The following is an 18,650-nucleotide window of genomic DNA, read 5'->3' on the forward strand; positions in this document are numbered from 1 at the left end:
CAGGGGGGACCCTGTGGGAGAGTAGGACGCCGCCGAACTCCTTTTATAGTTAAGCCCCGTGCCCTTGTGGCACGGGGCTTTTCTGCGTTCCCGACGGTTTAAGGTCGTGGCATGCGCTACGAACTGGTCATCTTCGACAACGACGGTGTGCTCGTGGACAGCGAGCCGATCTCCAACACCATCCTGGCCGACTACCTCACGGAGCTCGGGCACCCCACCTCGTACGAGGAATCCCTCCGTGACTACATGGGGGCCGCCATGCACCGGGTGCACGACCTCGTCGAGGAACGGGGCGGGGAGAAGCTGCCCGCGGACTTCGACGACACGTTCCACCAGCGGGTGTTCGCCGCGTTCCGGCAGGAGCTGCAACCCGTGCCCGGCGTCGAGGAGGTGCTGGGGGATCTCGTCGCCGAAGGGGTCCCGTACTGCGTCGCGTCCTCCGGCAGCCACGAGCGGATCCGCGTCGGGCACCTGAAGACCGGTCTCGACCAGTGGTTCGAGGAGGAGTGGATCTTCAGTGCGGAGGACGTGGGGCGCGGGAAGCCGGCCCCCGACCTGTTTCTGCACGCCGCCGACCGGATGGGGGTGCCGCCGGAGAGGTGCGTCGTCATCGAGGACAGCCCGCTCGGGGTGGAGGCCGCCAGGGCCGCGGGCATGGATGTGTACGGGTTCACGTCGATGATGCCGGCGGACCGGCTGGCCGGGGTGACCGGGCATTTCTCCGACATGGGACAGCTGCGGGAATTGCTTGCCTGACTCATCTACCCATGGGTAGGAACTGGCTCTACGCTCGCGCCCATGACAGATGCACGTTTGCGGCACGGCAGAGCCTCCCTCGCGTTGAGCTTCTTCGTGCAAGGCGTCACCTTCGCCCTTCTCGTGACGCGGATCCCCGCCATTCAGGACCGGTACGGGATATCCGACGGCCTGCTGCCCGTGTTCCTCGCCGCCGTGCCGATTCTGGCCGGTGTGGGCAGTGTGGTCACCGAGAAGGTGGTCGCGCGGGTGCGGCCGCGCGTGGTCCTGCGGTGGGCCCAGCCCGTCGTGCTCCTCGCGCTGCTCGGTGTCGGTGCCGGGAGCGAGGTGTGGGAAGCCGCCGTGGCGCTGGGCGCGTTCGGGCTGGCCGTAGGCGCGCTGGACGCGTCCATGAACATGATGGGTGTCAGCCTCCAGCGGGCGTACGGACGCTCCATCATGCTCGGCTTCCATGCCGCGTACAGCCTGGGCGGGATCGCCGGGGCCTCGATGGCGTGGGCCGGGGCGCACTGGGATCTGTCGCTGCTGGTCTCGTACCTTCCGGTCGTGGTGGTGCTGTTGCCCGTCGCGCTCGCCGGGAGCCGTTGGTACGTCGAGGGGAAGCAGGAGGGCGAGGGGCAGGCCGCCGAGCGGGGGAAGGCCGGACCGGTCTCGTTCAGGCTGCTGATGCCGCTCTGTCTGGTGATGTGCTTCGCGTACATCGGGGACTCGACGGTCTCCAACTGGAGCGCCAAATATCTGCAGGACGTGCTGGGGAGCTCGGAGCAGCTGTCGACCGTTCCGTACAACGTCTACATGGTGACGACGTTGCTGGGGCGGGCCGTCGGGGACTTCGGGGTGCGGCGGTTCGGCGCGGTGGCCGTGGTGCGGTTCGGGAGCGTGCTGGCCGCGGCCGGGTTCGGTGTGGTGGCCGTCGCCGGCGGGGCCTGGATCGGAATGCTCGGGTTCACCATGCTGGGGTTCGGTCTGTGTGTGATCGTGCCGCAGACGTTCGCGGCCGCGGGGCGGCTGTTCCCCGGTGCGAGCGACACCGCGATCGCCCGGCTGAACATCTTCAACTACGTGGGCTTCCTCGTCGGCTCGCCCCTGGTGGGGGCGCTCGGGGACGCCTGGAGCTACCGGGGCGCGATGCTCGTACCGATGGTGCTGGTGCTCGCGATGCTCGTGTACGCCAAATCGTTCGGCGCGGAGCCCGCCCGATACGGTGGCGGGCATGAGCGGTCGCGCACAGCTGATGTGGGATGACGCAGTAACGGGATACGACTTCGGGGACAGTCATCCCATGGACCCGGTCAGACTCGCCCTGACGATGGGGCTGGTGCGGGCGTTCGGTCTCGACCGTGCGGTGGACGTGGTGGCGGCCAAGCCCGCCGGGGACTCCACTCTGCGGCTCGTGCACCGCTCGGACTATGTGGCGGCCGTGCGGGCGGCCTCGGCGGATCCGGACCGCGCCGACCAGAACTACGGGCTCGGGACGACGGACGACCCGGCGTTCGCCGGGATGCACGAGGCGTCGGCGCTGATCGCCGGGCAGTCGGTGGCCGCGGCGGAGGCGGTCTGGCGCGGGCATACCGGGCACGCGGTCAACTTCACCGGCGGACTCCACCACGCCATGCCCGGCAGCGCGTCGGGCTTCTGCATCTACAACGACCCGGCGCTCGCCATCGCGCGGCTGCTGGAGCTGGGCGCGGAGCGGGTCGCGTACATCGATGTGGACGTGCACCACGGGGACGGTGTGCAGGCGGCCTTCTGGGAGGACCCCCGGGTGCTGACCGTCTCGCTGCACGAGCACCCGCGGACGCTCTTCCCGCAGACCGGCTGGCCCGAGGAGACCGGTGCGGGGGCGGGCGAGGGCGGTGCGGTGAACGTGGCGCTGCCGGCCGGGACGGGGGACGCGGGGTGGCTGCGGGCGTTCCACGCGGTGGTGCCGGAGCTGCTGGCGGACTTCCGGCCGCAGGTCCTGGTGACGCAGCACGGGGCCGATACGCACTTCGAGGATCCGCTGGCCCATCTCGCGGTGTCGCTGGACGCCCAGCGGGCCGTGATGGCGGCCTGTCACGACCTCGCCCATGAGTACGCGGACGGCGGGCGCTGGGTGGCGCTCGGCGGGGGCGGCTACGCGGTGGTGGACGTGGTGCCGCGGTCCTGGACGCATCTGGTGGGGATCGCCGCGCACGCGCCCGTCGACCCGGAGTCGGTGATCCCGTCGTCCTGGCGGGACGAGGTCTACGCCCGGACCCGGCAGCTCGGGCCGGCCCGGATGACGGACGGCCGTACCCCGTCGTGGAAGTCGTGGGAAGAGGGGTACGACCCGGCGGACCGGCTGGACCAGGCGGTGCTGGCGAGCCGTCGTGCGGCGTTCCCGCTGCGGGGGCTGCTTACCTGACACCCGGCCGTCGCCTACACCGGTTACGCCAACTGTGGGGCGTAACCCCGCTTTTGGCCCCCGGGCGGTGCGGGTACGGGAGCATCGGCAGGGTGTTGAGCACCGGAGCGCTGCGCGCTCATCTGCTGGCGGCCCGGCTGGCCGGGCCCGTGGCCACCCCGCGGGAAGTGAGTCTGCGGAGTTACCGGCTCTTCGCGGCCAGGGACCCCCGGGTGACGCTCGGTCTCGATCCCGAATGGGGCTGGGGGGAGCGGGAGTTGCTCCGTCTCATGGCCGAGAAGTGCGGGGTCTCGGACGATCCCGCGCATGTCTCGGGTCCTGATGTGATCGATCCGGAGCGGACGCTGGCGGGGCTGGACGCGTTCGCCGCGCGGCTGTCGGACGCGGCTCTGCGGCGGGCGCCGGTGCTGTTCGGTACGGGACATCCGCACCGGTTGCTCGGCTTCTACGCAGCGTTGGCAGACGCTTTGTCGTCGGTGGGGTGCGCTGTCCTCACCCCCGCGCAGGGGAGATGTATCGACATAACGACCCGGTTCGGCGTACGCACGTACCACCTCGACTACGTACGGGGAGTCGCGCTGGTGCGCGAACCCGGCGTGCGGGTGCCCGGTGGTGGTACCGGCGCACACTCCCATTCCCCGCTGCCGGTCAGGGTCGCTCTGGAGGCCGCGGCGGAGGCCCGGGGGCCGCTGCCGGAACTCGTCGTCGGGGACCACGGCTGGGTCTGCGGGGCAGGTCAGCTGGGCATCGAGGCGATCGGGCTGGCCGATACGGACGATCCGGCGCTGTTCGTCGGTGAGGCCGAGGGGAGGGTGTCGGTCGCCGTTCCGCTCGACGACGCGGTGCGCTCCGCCTACTACGTGCCGCTCACGCGCTATGTGCTCAATCGGGCGTGTCTGTCACAGTAGGCGGCCGATCGTCTCTCCTCTTCCCCACTCGCATCACCCGCCCCTAACCTGGGGAGTGAGCGCACATCGACGAAGAGTCACCGGAGGGGAAGCCGGTGCGCGTCGCGTGCGGAAGGTACAGGTGGATCATGGCTGCTGACAGCGAGAGGCCTCTCAACGAGGTCAAGTTTCTGACCGTGGCGGAAGTCGCCTCGGTCATGCGAGTGTCGAAGATGACCGTGTACCGCCTGGTGCACAGTGGTCATCTGCCGGCGATCCGGGTGGGCAGGTCCTTCCGGGTGCCGGAGCAAGCGGTTCACGAGTATCTCCGGGAGTCCTTCGTGGGGGTGGGATCGGCCTGACATTCCCCTCGGATTACGTCCCTCACCCGGTGGCGGGTAGGCTAGGCCGACGTAGGTCGTGTGGGCCCAGACGCCCCGCACCAGTGAAGAAGAAGTGAGCGAGGGTAGTCGTGGGCTCTGTCATTAAGAAGCGGCGCAAGCGGATGGCCAAGAAGAAGCACCGCAAGCTGCTCAAGCGCACTCGCGTTCAGCGTCGCAACAAGAAGTAGGCGAACGCAGTTCGTGAAATCCGCAGCCCTCCCGCCATTCCGGCGGGAGGGCTGCGGTGCTGTGCGGACCCTCTCCGCCGGCCCGGCCGTGCGCACGGCGGTTGCACGCATTCGGGCCATGACGCGGCGCGAGCCTGCCGCGCGGGCGTCACACGGCAACATCCACCCGCTACGGTGACGATCGGGGAGAACCTCTTCGAGGACCCCTCCGACCCACTTCACGGGAGACCGACGGAAGGCGCTGATCTTGGGGAAGGTCGTGCTCGTCACGGGAGCGGCCCGGCAGCTGGGCGGCCGCTTCGTGCGGCGCATCCAGCGTGATCCGGGCGTGGACCGGGTGATCGCGGTCGACGCGGTCGCGCCCGGCCACCAGTTGGGGGACGCCGTCTTCGTGCGTGCGGACATCCGCCAGCCCGCCATCGCCAGAGTCCTCGCCGAGCACTCGGTCGACACGGTCGTCCATCTGGACGTCAGCGGAAAGGGACTCGGGACCCAGAGCCGTACCGCGGTCAAGGAGACCAACGTCATCGGCACCATGCAGCTGCTCGGCGCGTGCCAGAAGGCCCCGGCCGTTCAGCGGCTGGTGATCAAGTCCAGTACGGGGGTGTACGGCTCCGCGCCCCGCGACCCGGCGGTCTTCCACGAGACCACCCCGCCCAAGTCCCTGCCCAGCGGGGGCTTCGCGAAGGACGCGGTGGAGGTCGAGGGGTACGTACGGGGCTTCGCGCGCCGCAGGCCGGACGTGGCCGTGTGCGTGCTCCGGTTCGCGAACATCCTGGGGCCGGACGCGGATTCGCCGCTCGCGGACTATCTGGCGCTGCCGGTGCTGCCGACGGTGTTCGGGTACGACCCGAGGCTCCAGTTCGTGCACGAGGACGATGTCATCGACGTACTCGGCATCGCCGCGAGCGAGCCGCTGCGCGGCACGCTGAACAGTGGCACCTTCAACATCGCCGGGGACGGCGTACTGCTGCTCTCGCAGTGCTCGCGGCGGCTGGGGCGGCCGACGATGCCGCTGCTGCTGCCCGCGGTCACCTGGGTCGGGCAGGCGCTCCGTACGATCGGGATGACGGACTTCTCGCCGGAACAGATCCGGCTGCTCACCCATGGCAGGGTGGTCTCCACGGTCCAGATGCGCGAGACCCTGGGCTTCCGGCCGCGGTTCACCACGGTGGAGACGTTCGCGGAGTTCGCGCGCAGCCGGGGGCCGGGTCTGCTGCCGCCCGAGGCGGTGGGCCGGGCCGTGGGCAGACTGGCGGCGATGCCGTTCGCCGGGGGGACCGGCGGGGCTCCGGGGATCACCGGGGCCGGCGGCGACACACACCCGACCCCGAGCGGCAGGTAGAGGAGCGCACCGACGATGGCGGATGCCAAGGTCATTCCGTTCGACGACGACCGTTCGCGGTCGGGGGGCTCGCCGCGTGCCGCGCGGCGGCGGTCCCCAGGACGCGGCAACGGGTCCGTGAGCGCCCTGCCGGGGCAGTTGGACGCAGGGCTGCCGCCGGAGGAGCCGAAGGAGCCGGAGGAGGCCGTGGTGGCACCCGAGGACGCGGAACGGGGTGGCTGGGACCGGCGGATCGCGGGCGGGCTCGCGTTCCTGCGGCGCCGGGTCACGGGTGAGTACGACGTCGACGAGTTCGGCTACGACGAGGAACTCACCGACCAGGTGCTGATGTCGGTGCTGCGGCCCATGTACGAGAAGTACTTCCGGGTCGAGGTGAAGGGCATCGAGAACATCCCGTCGGACGGCGGGGCGCTCATCGTGTCCAACCACTCCGGGACACTGCCGCTGGACGGGCTGATGCTCCAGGTCGCGGTGCACGACAACCACCCGGCGGGGCGCCATCTGCGGCTGCTCGCGGCGGACCTGGTCTTCATGCTGCCGGTCGTCAACGAGCTGGCCCGCAAGGCGGGGCACACGCTGGCGTGCGCGGAGGACGCGGAGCGGCTGCTGAGGCAGGGCGAGGTCGTCGGGGTGATGCCGGAGGGTTTCAAGGGCATCGGCAAGCCGTTCGGCGAGCGGTACAAGCTCCAGCGCTTCGGGCGGGGCGGCTTCGTGTCGACGGCGCTGCGGGCCGGGGTGCCGATCGTGCCGTGCTCGATCGTGGGAGCCGAGGAGATCTACCCGATGATCGGCAACTCCAAGACGCTGGCGCGGCTGCTGGGTACGCCGTACTTCCCGATCACGCCGACGTTTCCGTGGCTGGGGCCGCTGGGGGCGGTGCCGTTGCCGACGAAGTGGACGATCCAGTTCGGCGAGCCGATTCCCACGGACGGGTATCCGGTGGAGGCGGCGGAGGATCCGATGCTGATGTTCAATCTGACGGATCAGGTGCGGGAGCAGATCCAGCACACGCTGTACAAGCTGCTGGTGCAGCGGCGGTCGGTGTTCTTCTGAGGTGCCCGGGTGCGCCCGGGGTGCCGCTCTGTCCTCGATCGCCGGACGGGCTGGATTCTGTCGGCCTCGTGCGCGCTTGGGCGGGCCTCTGTCCTCGATCGCCGGACGGGCTGGAGGCTGCCCGTCCGGCGATGGGGTCAGGATTCGTTCCTGCTGTCGATCCCGAGGCCTCCGATCAGGCCGGGGATCAGCGGGGGCAGGGTGATGTCCGGCGTGGGTGCGTTGCTCGGGGTGTCCCTCGACGGTTCGGTGGTGTCCGGCGACGGCGGGTCGAACAGGTCGTCCGTGCCGCCCCCGATCAGGCCGTTCGCCGGGGTGCTGTTCGAGCCCGACGGGTGGGGCGAGGAGCTGCTGCCCTTCTTGCCGTCGTGCGCGTCGGCGGGTGACGAGGGCGACGGGGACGGCCCGTGCGAGGACGGGGCCGAGCCGGTGCCCGTGTCGGTGGAGCCGGACTGCTGCGATCCGCCGCTCTTCTCCCTGGCACGGGGGAACAGCGACTGCAGCGGCGCGACTTCTTCGTCTATGGCCGCGAAGACGGAGCTGACCTGGTCGCCGAGCTCGGTCAGCTGGACGGGCAGCCGGTCGCGGAGGCTGGTCCAGCTGGCGCGGTGCGAGCGGGAGAAGGAGTCCAGGGTCTGGATCGGGCCGATGGCGCCGTCCCGCTGGTAGGCGGCGTGGAGCAGCCGGTGGCCCTCGGTGGCGTCGTGGGTCATGCCGTTGAGCGTGCGCCTGACCTCGCCGAGCTGTTCGTGGTCCAGGTCGGCCGCGCGGCCGCGCTCCATCAGCCTGCGGGCTTCGCTGAGCCGGGTCGATGCCTGGTCCAGGTAGACCTCGCCGCGGTCGGTGTCGCTGCCGGCCAGGTTGAGGTGGAGGTCCTCCATGCCGCGCTTCAGCCCGTAGAGGGAATCGCCCGGGAGGGCGTCGGAGCTGGCGGCGGCCACTCCGCCGAAGGCTCCCGCGGCCACACCGACGGTGAGTCCGCCGGCCGCGAGGCCTTTCGTCCAGCGCGACTTGGGGCGCAGTTTGCGGAGCGGGGAGGCCCGGTGGGCCCCCTTGCCCCGTTGTTCGGGCACTGTAGGGGCCGCGGGCGCGCCGCCCGCGGCGAACATGGCCTCCATGGCGGCGACGAGCTGGGCTCGCTGCACCACTTTGACCTCGGGATCCAATACCGGCTTCGGTAGCTCACCGAGGCCGTTCGCCAGGGCCAACAGCGGTCCGCGGTCGGCCGGTTCGGCCGGTTCCTCGGGCTGTACGGCCGCCGCACCGCGGAGCGACTGCTCCTCCACGGCCTGGGCGAAGGCGTTCGCCCGCCGGTGTGCCGAAACGTTTGCGATCACTGGCGGCACCTCCTCTCGTCATGACGGTCGACTCCCCTGAGGGTCCGGAAGGTTGCACACCTTGAGCGCATCCACACGATTGAGTGAGTGTCTGCGGACATGGGGTGACGACAGGGGGCCTGCAACCGGCACAACGAGTGGCGCGGCACTTGGGTTACGCACGAAAGATGATCGGACCAGTGCGTGATGAACGTATTGCCGAGAGTGATTCGGCCCTGGGTGGGGTCAGCGGGCATCGTCCGGAAGGAGTCGGGCAAGTGTGCGGACGGCGCGGTACTGCAGGGTCTTGATCGCGCCCTCGTTCTTGCCCATCACCCGGGCGGTCTCGGCGACCGAGAGCCCTTGCAGGAAGCGCAGGGTCACGCACTCCTGCTGCTGGGGGTTGAGTCGGCGCACGGCTTGCAGCAGTGCGGCATTGGAGAGGGACTCCAGGACGGAGTCCTCGGGACTGCGCTCGACCTCGTTGGCGTCGAGCATTTCGCCGGTGGTCACTTCCAGCCGGAATCGACTGGATTTGAAGTGGTCGGCGACCAGGTTGCGAGCGATTGTGACCAGCCAGGCACCGAAGTCGCGGCCCTGCCAGGTGAACGTGGAGATACGCCGCAGGGCGCGCAGGAAGGTCTCACTGGTGAGGTCCTCCGCTGTCGCCTTGCCACCCACGCGGTAGTAGATGTAGCGGTACACGGTGTCGCTGTACTGGTCATAGAGACGGCCGAAGGCGTCAGCCTCACCGGCCTGTGCGCGCTCGACGAGATCCATCATGCGCGCGCTGTCGCTGTCAGCTGTCGGCCGACGAACGGTGGACGTGGTCGTTGCGCCGCGGTTGCTGCGTCTTCCGACCGCCGCACCGCGTTCGGCCAGGGCGTAGCAAGGGCCGGCAGGTGCAGGGGTGGCAAAGGCGGGTACGGCGTACGCGGTGGGGACGAAGCCGCGCAAGCGGTCGGCGACCGTTGCGCGCAGCGTAGCCAGGCCCGAGGCGTCAACCCCGACGTGTGGGTACACGGGACTCCCAGAGGCAGAGCTTCCATCACGTGCAGTGCGAAACCGTCACTCGTCGTAGTGAGTGGTGGGTTCCGGAATGCGTCTGAGGAGAATAACGCTTCGTACAGGCAGTGCTACACCCAGTTGCTCAAATCACCGGTTACGTCGTTTCCGTAGCGACTATTCGACACATTGGGTAGCACATTGTGACCGATTGTTGATCGAATTACTTCGAGATCTGCCAGTAGCCGCGACAGGTTGTGGTCGAGTGAGGGTGACCCGGTCAACGGGGCGGCCGGGGTCAGCGGCGGCGGCGGTGCAGGGCGACGGCGGCGGCGGTGCCGCCCGCGAGGGCGCCCACTCCGGCCGCGGCCGGGATGCCGACCTTGGCCGCCTTGCGGCCCGTCCGGTAGTCGCGCAGCCGCCAGTCACGGGCGCGGGCGTACTTGCGGAGCTTGGCGTCCGGGTTGACCGCGTACGGGTGTCCGACCAGGGACAGCATCGGGATGTCGTTGTGCGAGTCGCTGTACGCGGCGCAGCGCGCCAGGTCCAGGCCCTCCGCCGAGGCCAGGGCGCGTACCGCCTCGGCCTTCGCGGGGCCGTGCAGCGGTTCGCCGACGAGGCGCCCGGTGTAGACCCCGTCGACGGATTCGGCGACGGTGCCGAGCGCGCCGGTCAGGCCGAGGCGGCGGGCGATGATCGTGGCGGTCTCCACCGGGGCGGCGGTGACCAGCCAGACCTTCTGGCCGGCGTCGAGGTGGGCCTGGGCGAGGGCGCGGGTGCCGGGCCAGATGCGGTCGGCCATGTACTCGTCGTAGATCTCCTCACCGATGGACATCAGTTCGGAGACGCGGTGCCCCTTCACGATGGACAGGGCGCTGTCGCGCGCGTCCTGCATGTGTTCGGGGTCCTCGACGCCGGCCAGCCTGAACCAGGCCTGCTGCCAGGCGAACCGGGTCAGTTCGCGGCGCTCGAAGAACTTCCGCTTGTACAGGCCGCGGCCGAAGTGGAAGATCGCGGCGCCCTGCATCACGGTGTTGTCGAGGTCGAAGAAGGCGGCGGCCCGTTCGTCACCGACGACGGGGAACTCGGGTTCCCGTTCCTCCGCGTCGGGCGTGGCGCCGGCCTCGGCGTCGGCTTCGGCGGACCGCTCGGCGTCGAGCGACGACTTCCGCGCTGCTTCTGCTGCTGCCTCGCCTGCCAGCACGCTCCGTGCTGTCGCGGAACGCCTGCGGGGTGTGAGCCATCCAAGAGCGGCCATGTCGTGAGCATAGCCAGTCGGTTCGGCCCTTCCCGACCTGCCGGGATGCGAGGGCGTGAACTCTCGGGGACCGAACTGTTAAACGGGTGATTCCGGGCGTGGGGGGTGTCGCGGGGGACGAGGGGCCCGGCGGGTCTCCGCGCGGCGGAGAATGAAGGGTATGAGTGCCCTGTTGCGTCGTACGAAGAAGAAGCCCGCGGACCGGGTGGTGACCCTCGTCGGGAAACCCGGGTGTCACCTCTGTGACGATGCCAGGCTGGTGGTCCGCGCGGTCTGTGAGGAGACGGGCGCGTCCTGGGAGGAGAAGGACATCACCCGGGACGATGAGCTGTACCGGGAGTACTGGGAGCAGATCCCCGTGGTCCTCATTGATAACGAACAGCACACGTTCTGGCGGGTGGACCCGGTAAGACTGCGCAGTGCGCTGCTTTCCTGAGTGAAACCCGGTTAACATCATGGGCGTTTTGAGTGGTCTCGGGGGCGTAGTCGTGAGGAGCGTGTACCACCTTGCCCCCTTCGGGCCTGCAACGGGCTGATGCGATCGGCGGTTCCTGGATCGCGCGGCGAATGCGCGTGACCCCGGTCACTTTGACCGGACAAATCGGACACTATCTTTGTGCACGCGTTCACAAAGACATAGCCTGCATTCGACGGGGCGGCCCTGGGACATACGGCCGCCTGCAGCCCCGCTCATCCCGCAGGAGCACCGTGGCAACTGGCCGAAACCACCGACCGGCGACCCGTAGCCGAGGAATTCCCGAGGCCACCGTCGCCCGACTTCCGTTGTATCTCCGTGCGCTGACAGCGCTCTCCGAGCGCTCGGTCCCCACGGTCTCCTCCGAGGAGCTCGCCGCGGCGGCGGGGGTCAACTCCGCCAAGCTGCGCAAGGACTTCAGCTATCTCGGTTCGTACGGGACGCGCGGCGTCGGCTACGACGTCGAGTACCTCGTCTACCAGATCTCCCGTGAACTCGGCCTCACGCAGGACTGGCCGGTCGCCATCGTCGGCATCGGCAACCTCGGCGCCGCCCTCGCCAACTACGGCGGTTTCGCCTCCCGCGGGTTCCGGGTCGCCGCGCTGATCGACGCCGACCCCGCGATGGCCGGAACGCCCGTCGCCGGTATCCCCGTCCAGCACGCGGACGACCTGGACCGGATCATCAGCGAGAACGGCGTGTCGATCGGCGTGATCACCACCCCGCCCGGCGCGGCGCAGCAGGTCTGCGACCGTCTGGTGGCCGCCGGTGTCACCTCCATCCTGAACTTCGCCCCGACCGTGCTCTCGGTGCCCGACGGCGTCGACGTGCGCAAGGTCGACCTCTCCATCGAGCTCCAGATCCTCGCCTTCCACGAGCAGCGCAAGGCGGGCGAGGACGCCACCGCGGACGACGGCCCCGACCCGGCCGCACCGCCCGTGCGCGCCGCGACCACCAGCCGGAAGGGACCCGACGGGGACATGCCCGCCGTGATGCCGGCATGAGTCTCCTTGTCGTAGGGCTGAGCCACCGCAGCGCCCCCGTCTCCGTGCTGGAGCGGGCCTCGCTGCCCGTCGGCACCCAGGCCGAGCTGCTCCGGGACACCCTCGCCGCGGAGCCCGCGGTCGAGGCCGCCGTCCTCGCCACCTGCAACCGCATCGAGCTGTACGCCGACGTGGACAAGTTCCACGCGGGCGTCGCCGAGCTGTCCACCCTGCTCGCCCGGCACAGCGGCGTCGGTCTGGACGAGCTCACTCCGTATCTCTATGTGCACTACGAGGACCGGGCCGTCCACCACCTCTTCTCGGTGGCCTGCGGACTGGACTCGATGGTCGTGGGCGAGGGCCAGATCCTCGGTCAGATCAAGGACGCGCTGGCGCTGGGGCAGGAGCTCCACACCGCCGGCCGGCTGCTGAACGACCTCTTCCAGCAGGCCCTGCGGGTCGGCAAGCGCGCCCACAGCGAGACCGGGATCGACCGGGCCGGGCAGTCGCTCGTCACGTTCGGTCTGGAACAGCTCGCCGAGGGCCGCGACCCCGGGGTCTGGGCGAAGGGCAAGCGCGCCCTGGTGATCGGCGCGGGCTCGATGTCCTCGCTGGCCGCCGCGACCCTGGCCCGTACCGGTGTCGCCGAGATCGTCGTCGCCAACCGCACCCGCGCCCGCGCCGACCGCCTGGTCGAGATCCTCAACCAGGCCGGCGGCACCGGAGTGGCCGCCCACGCCGTGGAGATGGCCGCGGTCTCCGACGAACTGACACGTGCCGATGTCGTCGTCTCCTGCACCGGTGCGACCGGTCTGGTGCTGAGCGCCGAGGCCGTCGCCGGTGCGCTCGGGCTGGACTTCGCCCCGCGCGAGGCGCCCGCCGTGCCCGCCGCCGCGCCGCCCGCCGACCTGGACCAGCACGCGGCGTGGGTGGAGAACGGTTCCGCCACCGCGACCGCGCAGGCGCAGGCCGTCCGCCGGGTCACCGTGCCCGCCCAGTCCACCGGACCGGTCCGCCTCGCCCTGCTGGACCTCGCGATGCCCCGCGACATCGACGGGGACGCCGCCCGCCTCGACGGTGTGTGCCTCGTCGACATCGAGTCGCTCGCCGAGGCGTCCGCCGACGCCCCGATGGCCGCCGATGTGGACCAGGTGCGCACCATCGTCGCCGACGAGGTCGCCGCCTTCGGTGCCGCCCAGCGCGCCGCCCACATCACTCCCACCGTCGTCGCCCTGCGCACGATGGCCGCCGGAGTGGTCGCGGGCGAGATCGCACGGCTGGACGGACGCCTTCCCGACCTGGACGAAAAGCAGCGCGCCGAGATCTCGCAGACCGTGCGCCGCGTCGTCGACAAGCTCCTGCACGCGCCCACCGTGCGGGTCAAGCAGCTCGCCAGCGAGCCCGGCGGCGCCGGGTACGCCGATGCGCTGCGGGAACTCTTCGACCTCGACCCGCAGACGGTCGCCGCCGTCTCCCGGGCAGACCTGAACGACCCGAAGCGAGGGCGGTCATGACCGACAACTCACCCCTGGGCGCGGGGGCCACCAAGCCGCTGCGGCTGGGGACCCGGCGCAGCAAGCTCGCCATGGCGCAGTCCGGCCTGGTCGCCGAGGCCGTCACCGAGGTGACCGGGCGGGCCGTGGAGCTCGTCGAGATCACCACGTACGGGGACATCTCCAGGGAGCAGCTCGCGCAGATCGGCGGGACCGGCGTGTTCGTCGCCGCGCTGCGCGAAGCGCTGCTCCGCGGCGACGTGGACTTCGCCGTCCACTCGCTGAAGGACCTGCCGACCGCGCAGCACGAGGGCCTCGTGCTGGCCGCCGTGCCGGTGCGCGAGGACCCGCGCGACGCCCTGGTGGCGCGCGACGGGCTGACCCTTGAGCAGCTGCCGTCCGGTTCCCGGATCGGCACCGGCTCGCCGCGTCGCATGGCGCAGCTCAACGCGTACGCCCGCGCTCACGGCCTCGGCATCGAGACCGTGCCGATCCGTGGCAACGTCGATACGCGTATTGGTTTTGTACGAAGCGGTGAACTGGACGCGGTGGTACTCGCCGCGGCCGGACTCAGCCGTCTCGGCCGGACCGGTGAGGTGACCGATTTCCTGTCGGTCGACACCGTTCTGCCCGCTCCCGGCCAGGGAGCACTGGCGATCGAATGCGCTGCCAGCAGCGCTGACCTCGCCGCCGCGCTCGCCGAGCTCGACGACCCGTACACTCGGGCCGCCGTGACCGCCGAGCGTGCCCTGCTCGCCGCGCTGGAGGCCGGCTGCTCCGCACCCGTGGGTGCGCTGGCCGACCTCCTGGCCGACGGTCAGGCTGTCAACGAACTGCGCCTGCGCGGAGTCGTCGGGTCCACCGACGGTTCCTCGCTGGTACAGCTGTCCACCACCGGTCCCGTCCCCACGTCGCACGACGACGCGGCGGCCCTCGGTCGCGAACTCGCGGCCGAGATGCTCGCCAAGGGTGCGGCCGGTCTTATGGGGGAGCGAGCACTTTGAGCCCCACCGGCCCCGCCGCATCCGAATTCCCTGTCCTGTCCGCAGGGCACGTCACCTTCCTCGGCGCCGGTCCCGGCGACCCGGGACTGCTGACTCTGCGCGCCGTCGAGGCGCTTGCGAGCGCGGACGTTCTTGTCGCCGAGCCGGACGTTCTCGGCGTCGTTCGCTGCCATGCGCGGGCAGGCGTAAGCACGCCTGAGCTGACGGTTGTTGACGCACAGTCAACAGCCGTCGGTGTACCCGTTCTCAGGGACGCGGCCAATCTTGTCATGGAGGCCGCGAAGGGCGGCAGGCGGGTCGTCCGTGCCGTCGCCGGTGACCCCGGCCTGGACGGCAACGCGGGCGGCGAGATGCTGGCCTGCGCGGCGGCCGGCATTCCCTTCGAGGTCGTGCCCGGTGTCGCCAACGTCGTGGGGGTGCCCGCGTACGCCGGGGTGCCGCTGCGTGACGCGCAGGGCGCGGACGTCCGGTTCGTCGACGCCCGTACCGCCTCGGACCGCTGCTGGAGCGAGGTCGGCGCGAGCGATGCCACGTGTGTCATCTCGACGACGCTCGACGCGGTGGCCGCGGCCGCCGGTGAGCTGGTCTCGGCGGGCCGCAAGCCCGACACCCCGCTGACCGTGACGGTCGGCGGCACGACGACCCGCCAGCGCACCTGGACGGCGACGCTGGGCACCATCGCCCAGCTCTTCAAGCAGGCCAAGGTCCTTCCCTCGCCGGAGGGGCACCGGCCCGTCATAGCCGTGGTCGGGGAACGCAGCTCAGCCGCCCAGCGCGACCAGCTCTCGTGGTTCGAGTCCAAGCCGATGTTCGGCTGGAAGGTGCTCGTGCCGCGTACGAGGGAGCAGGCGGCGTCGCTCTCCGACCAGTTGCGTTCGTACGGTGCGGTGCCGCACGAGGTCCCGACGATCGCCGTCGAGCCCCCGCGTACGCCCCAGCAGATGGAGCGCGCGGTCAAGGGCCTGGTCACGGGCCGCTACGAGTGGATCGCGTTCACCAGTGTCAACGCGGTGAAGGCCGTCCGGGAGAAGTTCGAGGAGTACGGGCTCGACGCCCGTGCCTTCGCCGGCATCAAGGTCGCGGCCGTCGGTGAGCAGACCGCCGCCGCGCTCGTCGACTTCGGTGTGAAGCCGGACCTGGTGCCTTCGGGTGAGCAGTCCGCGGCCGGTCTGCTGGAGGACTGGCCGCCGTACGACCCGGTCTTCGACCCGATCGACCGTGTCTTCCTGCCACGTGCCGACATCGCCACCGAGACGCTGGTGGCCGGTCTCATCGAGCTCGGCTGGGAGGTCGACGACGTCACCGCGTACCGCACGGTCCGCGCCTCGCCGCCGCCCGCCGACACGCGTGAGGCCATCAAGGGCGGCGGTTTCGACGCGGTGCTCTTCACCTCGTCCTCGACGGTGCGCAACCTGGTCGGCATCGCCGGCAAGCCGCACAACGTGACCGTCATCGCGTGCATCGGCCCGGCCACGGCGAAGACCGCCGAGGAGCACGGTCTGCGCGTCGATGTCCTGTCCCCGGAGCCGTCCGTGCACAAGCTCGCCGAGGCGCTCGCCGCCTTCGGCGCGCAGCGCCGGGACGCGGCGAAGGAGGCCGGTGACCCGGTGACGCGGCCGAGCGAGCGCCGTCCCGGCGCGCGGCGGCGTCGTACGACGACCTGATCCGGCGCAACGGATGCGGGGCCCGGCTGCTTCTCCGTGAAGCGGCCGGGCCCCGCTCTGCTGAACGGGCCCTCTTTTCCCGGCGCAGGTGTCGGTAAGACGCTGATGTGCGCGGGTCTAGTCTCGAAGGATGACTGTGTACGGAAACTTCCCCGGCTCTCGCCCCCGACGGCTGCGGACGACCCCCGCGATGCGGCGGATGGTCGCCGAGACACGGCTCGACCCGGCGAATCTGATCCTGCCCGCGTTCGTGCGCGAGGGCATCGCGGCCCCCGTCCCCATCTCGGCCATGCCCGGCGTGCAGCAGCACACCCTGGACACCCTGCGGAAGGCCGCGGTCGACGCGGTCTCGGCGGGTGTCGCCGGGATCATGCTGTTCGGTGTGCCGCTGGAGGAGAAGAAGGACGCCCGGGGCACGGCCGGCACCGACCCGGAGGGCATCCTCCAGCTCGGTCTGCGCGCGGTGCGCGAGGAGGTCGGTGACGATCTCGTCGTGATGTCCGACCTCTGTCTGGACGAGACCACCGACCACGGCCACTGCGGTGTGCTGACCGAGGACGGCCGGGTCGACAACGACGCGACGCTGGAGCGGTACGCCGAGATGGCCCAGGTCCAGGCCGACGCCGGCGCCCATGTGGTCGGCCCCAGCGGCATGATGGACGGCCAGGTCGGCGTGATCCGCGACGCGCTGGACCAGACCGGGTACGAGGACGTCTCGATCCTCGCGTACACGGTGAAGTACTCCTCCGCCTTCTACGGCCCGTTCCGCGAGGCCGTCGGCTCCTCGCTCAAGGGCGACCGCAAGACGTACCAGCAGGACCCGGCCAACACCCGTGAGTCGCTGCGCGAGCTGGCGCTCGACCTCGACGAGGGCGCGGACATGGTCATGGTCAAGCCGGCCGGACCGTACCTGGACGTCCTGGCGAAGGTCGCCGAGTCGGTGGACGTGCCGGTCGCCGCGTACCAGATCAGCGGCGAGTACTCGATGATCGAGGCCGCGGCGGAGAAGGGCTGGATCGACCGGGACGCGGCGATCATGGAGAGCCTGACCGGTATCCGGCGGGCGGGTGCGCAGATGATCCTGACGTACTGGGCGACGGAGGTCGCGCAGAAGCTGGGGCGTTCCTGACGGAGCGGGTGGTCCCGCCCGCTTCAGGAGCACGCACGGGCCGGGCGGGACGGCGGGCCTACTTCCCGGTGGCATAGGAGGTCCAGATCCGGAGCGGGAGGACATTGCCGCGCTCTGAATCGTCTCCGCCCACGCCCTGCATTCCCAGCAGTTGGGGGCCCGGCTTGTTGCGGAACATCGTCGCGGCCGTGCTCAGTCCCTTGGTGTGGCCGATGTACCAGACCGACCTCATATCCGGTCGTCCTCACCGGTCGCGCCCGCCGAGAGGTCGGCGGGGGCGCCGGAACCGGTGAACTCGTCGAACTTCCTGCCCCGCGCCAGTGACGTCCAGAGCAAGGCCCCCGCGCCGAAGCCTGACCCTGACAGACCGGGCGTGTTTCTGCCCAACGGGGCCATGACCAAAGCCGGGTTGAACCGTTCGATCACGTGTCCCGCATGCGGGCACACCGCGAAGGAGAACCGGCCCACACAGGAAAAGTTCCACTGCGGCTACACCGCGCATGCCGACGAGGTCGGGGCGCTCAACGTACGCGGACTTGTGAGAGGAGATCTTCCGGATCGCGATCGGGTTGTCTCGGCGCCCTGTTCGGCAGGGCCGGTGCCGTTCGGCAGGGCCGTCGCGTCCGTCAGGGCCGGTGCTCAGAGCGCCGGTTCGCCGCCCCAGGCGGTGAGGATGCGGGCCGCCTCCCGGCCCAGCGTCCGGTCGTCGGCCAGCCGGTGCAGCACCTCGGCCCGGCCCTCGCTCGGGCCCGCGTGGCTGAGCGCGGCCAGGGCGTTGTCCCGGACGAGCTGGTCCTCGTCGGAGAGGACGGCGGCCGCCATCGCGTCGTGGATCTCCGGGTCGTCCGCGTAGGGGCCGAGCGCCATGGCCGCGTACTGCCGCACCAGGTCCTCGTCGGGCCCGCGCATCACGGCCAGCAGCGCGCGGGCGGCCCGCTGCCGGTGGGTGTCCTGCGTGGGCGGCCACAGCCGCAGGGCTGTCGTGGCCTCGATCCTGGCGAGCTCGTACTCCTCGGTGTCCTCGGTCACCGAGGCGAGGAAGGTCAGGGCCGCCGGGTGATCGGGCCGGTCCGCGAGTATGCCGCCCATCCCCGCGACGAGTTCGCGTCTCCTGTCGCTCTCGGGGGGCTGTGCGCGGAACTGATCGATGAGGCTCTCTGCCCGGTCCATCGTGTGTGGCTTCCCCGTGGGAGACGGCGTACTCCCCGTCCGCCCCCTTCACCCCGCCGGTCGAACCGGCCCCGGCCGCGGGCAGCCGCGCGGCCCGCTCCGCCAGCACCCGTACCACCAGCTCCGCCGCCTCACGGGAGGCGGGCAGGTGCGCC

The 18,650-nt window shown here is 70.6% G+C and carries 19 protein-coding genes and 1 pseudogene; 15 read left to right on the forward strand and 5 right to left on the reverse strand.

Features of this window, described 5'->3' with window-relative positions:
* Positions 1-111: 111 nt before the first annotated feature.
* From AB0I52_RS31770 to AB0I52_RS31805, 8 genes are all read left to right on the forward strand, one after another.
* Positions 112-756, forward strand: coding sequence for an HAD family hydrolase (locus AB0I52_RS31770; protein WP_363078479.1), 645 nt, complete (start codon positions 112-114; stop codon positions 754-756).
* A 42-nt stretch (positions 757-798) separates the two neighbouring features.
* On the forward strand, positions 799-2,001 hold the full coding sequence (locus tag AB0I52_RS31775) for an MFS transporter (protein ID WP_363078481.1): 1,203 nt from the start codon (positions 799-801) through the stop codon (positions 1,999-2,001).
* A complete protein-coding gene (locus AB0I52_RS31780) occupies positions 1,970-3,142 on the forward strand; it encodes an acetoin utilization protein AcuC (RefSeq protein ID WP_363078482.1) in 1,173 nt (390 codons plus the stop codon). Before AB0I52_RS31775 ends, AB0I52_RS31780 begins: the two co-directional genes overlap by 32 nt.
* Before the next feature lie 92 nt (positions 3,143-3,234).
* On the forward strand, positions 3,235-4,050 hold the full coding sequence (locus AB0I52_RS31785; RefSeq protein WP_363078484.1) for a phosphatase: 816 nt from the start codon (positions 3,235-3,237) through the stop codon (positions 4,048-4,050).
* Positions 4,051-4,178: 128 nt separating this feature from the next.
* Positions 4,179-4,391: a helix-turn-helix domain-containing protein gene (locus AB0I52_RS31790; RefSeq protein WP_158072253.1), complete on the forward strand. Its 213-nt coding sequence runs from the start codon at positions 4,179-4,181 to the stop codon at positions 4,389-4,391.
* 110 nt (positions 4,392-4,501) lie between these two features.
* Positions 4,502-4,600, forward strand: coding sequence for an AURKAIP1/COX24 domain-containing protein (locus AB0I52_RS31795; RefSeq protein ID WP_003948845.1), 99 nt, complete (start codon positions 4,502-4,504; stop codon positions 4,598-4,600).
* Positions 4,601-4,847: 247 nt separating this feature from the next.
* Complete coding sequence (locus AB0I52_RS31800; RefSeq protein ID WP_363078486.1) at positions 4,848-5,945, forward strand: NAD-dependent epimerase/dehydratase family protein; 1,098 nt, start codon at positions 4,848-4,850, stop codon at positions 5,943-5,945.
* A 15-nt stretch (positions 5,946-5,960) separates the two neighbouring features.
* Complete coding sequence (locus AB0I52_RS31805; protein ID WP_363078488.1) at positions 5,961-6,998, forward strand: lysophospholipid acyltransferase family protein; 1,038 nt, start codon at positions 5,961-5,963, stop codon at positions 6,996-6,998.
* Between the two features lie 137 nt (positions 6,999-7,135).
* Here the strand turns inward: AB0I52_RS31805 and AB0I52_RS31810 are convergent, their stop codons facing one another.
* The 3 genes from AB0I52_RS31810 to AB0I52_RS31820 all read right to left on the reverse strand — a co-directional run bounded on the left by AB0I52_RS31810 (position 7,136) and on the right by AB0I52_RS31820 (position 10,577).
* Positions 7,136-8,335, reverse strand: coding sequence for a DUF5667 domain-containing protein (locus tag AB0I52_RS31810; protein WP_363078490.1), 1,200 nt, complete (start codon positions 8,333-8,335; stop codon positions 7,136-7,138).
* A gap of 225 nt (positions 8,336-8,560) precedes the next feature.
* The gene (locus tag AB0I52_RS31815; RefSeq protein WP_123460007.1) at positions 8,561-9,337 is read right to left on the reverse strand and encodes an ECF subfamily RNA polymerase sigma factor, BldN family; all 777 of its coding nucleotides are present in this window, start codon (positions 9,335-9,337) and stop codon (positions 8,561-8,563) included.
* Between the two features lie 280 nt (positions 9,338-9,617).
* Positions 9,618-10,577, reverse strand: coding sequence for an HAD-IB family hydrolase (locus AB0I52_RS31820; RefSeq protein ID WP_363078492.1), 960 nt, complete (start codon positions 10,575-10,577; stop codon positions 9,618-9,620).
* Between the two features lie 160 nt (positions 10,578-10,737).
* Between AB0I52_RS31820 and AB0I52_RS31825 the strand changes: the two genes are divergently transcribed.
* From AB0I52_RS31825 to hemB, 6 genes are all read left to right on the forward strand, one after another.
* On the forward strand, positions 10,738-11,013 hold the full coding sequence (locus AB0I52_RS31825; RefSeq protein WP_363078494.1) for a glutaredoxin family protein: 276 nt from the start codon (positions 10,738-10,740) through the stop codon (positions 11,011-11,013).
* A 272-nt stretch (positions 11,014-11,285) separates the two neighbouring features.
* Entirely contained in the window at positions 11,286-12,056 is a 771-nt protein-coding gene (locus tag AB0I52_RS31830; protein WP_362963487.1) for a redox-sensing transcriptional repressor Rex, read from the forward strand.
* Positions 12,053-13,549, forward strand: a complete 1,497-nt coding sequence (locus tag AB0I52_RS31835) for a glutamyl-tRNA reductase (protein ID WP_363078496.1) — start codon at positions 12,053-12,055, stop codon at positions 13,547-13,549. Before AB0I52_RS31830 ends, AB0I52_RS31835 begins: the two co-directional genes overlap by 4 nt.
* On the forward strand, positions 13,546-14,532 hold the full coding sequence (gene hemC / locus AB0I52_RS31840) for a hydroxymethylbilane synthase (RefSeq protein ID WP_363078498.1): 987 nt from the start codon (positions 13,546-13,548) through the stop codon (positions 14,530-14,532). The genes AB0I52_RS31835 and hemC overlap by 4 nt, the downstream gene beginning before the upstream one ends.
* Positions 14,529-16,196, forward strand: coding sequence for a uroporphyrinogen-III synthase (locus AB0I52_RS31845; RefSeq protein WP_363078500.1), 1,668 nt, complete (start codon positions 14,529-14,531; stop codon positions 16,194-16,196). Before hemC ends, AB0I52_RS31845 begins: the two co-directional genes overlap by 4 nt.
* A 130-nt stretch (positions 16,197-16,326) precedes the next feature.
* Positions 16,327-17,325, forward strand: a complete 999-nt coding sequence (hemB, locus tag AB0I52_RS31850; RefSeq protein ID WP_363078502.1) for a porphobilinogen synthase — start codon at positions 16,327-16,329, stop codon at positions 17,323-17,325.
* A gap of 58 nt (positions 17,326-17,383) precedes the next feature.
* Here the strand turns inward: hemB and AB0I52_RS31855 are convergent, their stop codons facing one another.
* Positions 17,384-17,557, reverse strand: a complete 174-nt coding sequence (locus tag AB0I52_RS31855) for a hypothetical protein (RefSeq protein ID WP_363078504.1) — start codon at positions 17,555-17,557, stop codon at positions 17,384-17,386.
* A gap of 99 nt (positions 17,558-17,656) precedes the next feature.
* Between AB0I52_RS31855 and AB0I52_RS31860 the strand changes: the two are divergent.
* Positions 17,657-17,854: pseudogene (locus tag AB0I52_RS31860) on the forward strand (zinc ribbon domain-containing protein); the annotation flags it as partial.
* A gap of 110 nt (positions 17,855-17,964) precedes the next feature.
* Here the strand turns inward: AB0I52_RS31860 and AB0I52_RS31865 are convergent.
* Complete coding sequence (locus AB0I52_RS31865; RefSeq protein WP_363078506.1) at positions 17,965-18,495, reverse strand: HEAT repeat domain-containing protein; 531 nt, start codon at positions 18,493-18,495, stop codon at positions 17,965-17,967.
* Between the last annotated feature and the right edge of the window lie 155 nt (positions 18,496-18,650).

The organism is Streptomyces sp. NPDC050423 (genome assembly GCF_040655445.1).
Lineage (GTDB): Bacteria > Actinomycetota > Actinomycetes > Streptomycetales > Streptomycetaceae > Streptomyces.

Excerpts from the sequence above, each read along its gene's own strand:
- AB0I52_RS31825 (WP_363078494.1), top strand. The coding sequence starts at position 10,738 with ATGAGTGCCCTGTTGCGTCGTACGAAGAAGAAGCCCGCGGACCGGGTG.
- hemB (WP_363078502.1), top strand. The coding sequence starts at position 16,327 with ATGACTGTGTACGGAAACTTCCCCGGCTCTCGCCCCCGACGGCTGCGG.
- AB0I52_RS31805 (WP_363078488.1), top strand. The coding sequence starts at position 5,961 with ATGGCGGATGCCAAGGTCATTCCGTTCGACGACGACCGTTCGCGGTCG.
- hemC (WP_363078498.1), top strand. The coding sequence starts at position 13,546 with ATGACCGACAACTCACCCCTGGGCGCGGGGGCCACCAAGCCGCTGCGG.
- AB0I52_RS31780 (WP_363078482.1), top strand. The coding sequence starts at position 1,970 with ATGAGCGGTCGCGCACAGCTGATGTGGGATGACGCAGTAACGGGATAC.
- AB0I52_RS31865 (WP_363078506.1), bottom strand. The coding sequence starts at position 18,495 with ATGGACCGGGCAGAGAGCCTCATCGATCAGTTCCGCGCACAGCCCCCC.
- AB0I52_RS31820 (WP_363078492.1), bottom strand. The coding sequence starts at position 10,577 with ATGGCCGCTCTTGGATGGCTCACACCCCGCAGGCGTTCCGCGACAGCA.
- AB0I52_RS31855 (WP_363078504.1), bottom strand. The coding sequence starts at position 17,557 with ATGAGGTCGGTCTGGTACATCGGCCACACCAAGGGACTGAGCACGGCC.
- AB0I52_RS31790 (WP_158072253.1), top strand. The coding sequence starts at position 4,179 with ATGGCTGCTGACAGCGAGAGGCCTCTCAACGAGGTCAAGTTTCTGACC.
- AB0I52_RS31775 (WP_363078481.1), top strand. The coding sequence starts at position 799 with ATGACAGATGCACGTTTGCGGCACGGCAGAGCCTCCCTCGCGTTGAGC.
- AB0I52_RS31770 (WP_363078479.1), top strand. The coding sequence starts at position 112 with ATGCGCTACGAACTGGTCATCTTCGACAACGACGGTGTGCTCGTGGAC.
- AB0I52_RS31835 (WP_363078496.1), top strand. The coding sequence starts at position 12,053 with ATGAGTCTCCTTGTCGTAGGGCTGAGCCACCGCAGCGCCCCCGTCTCC.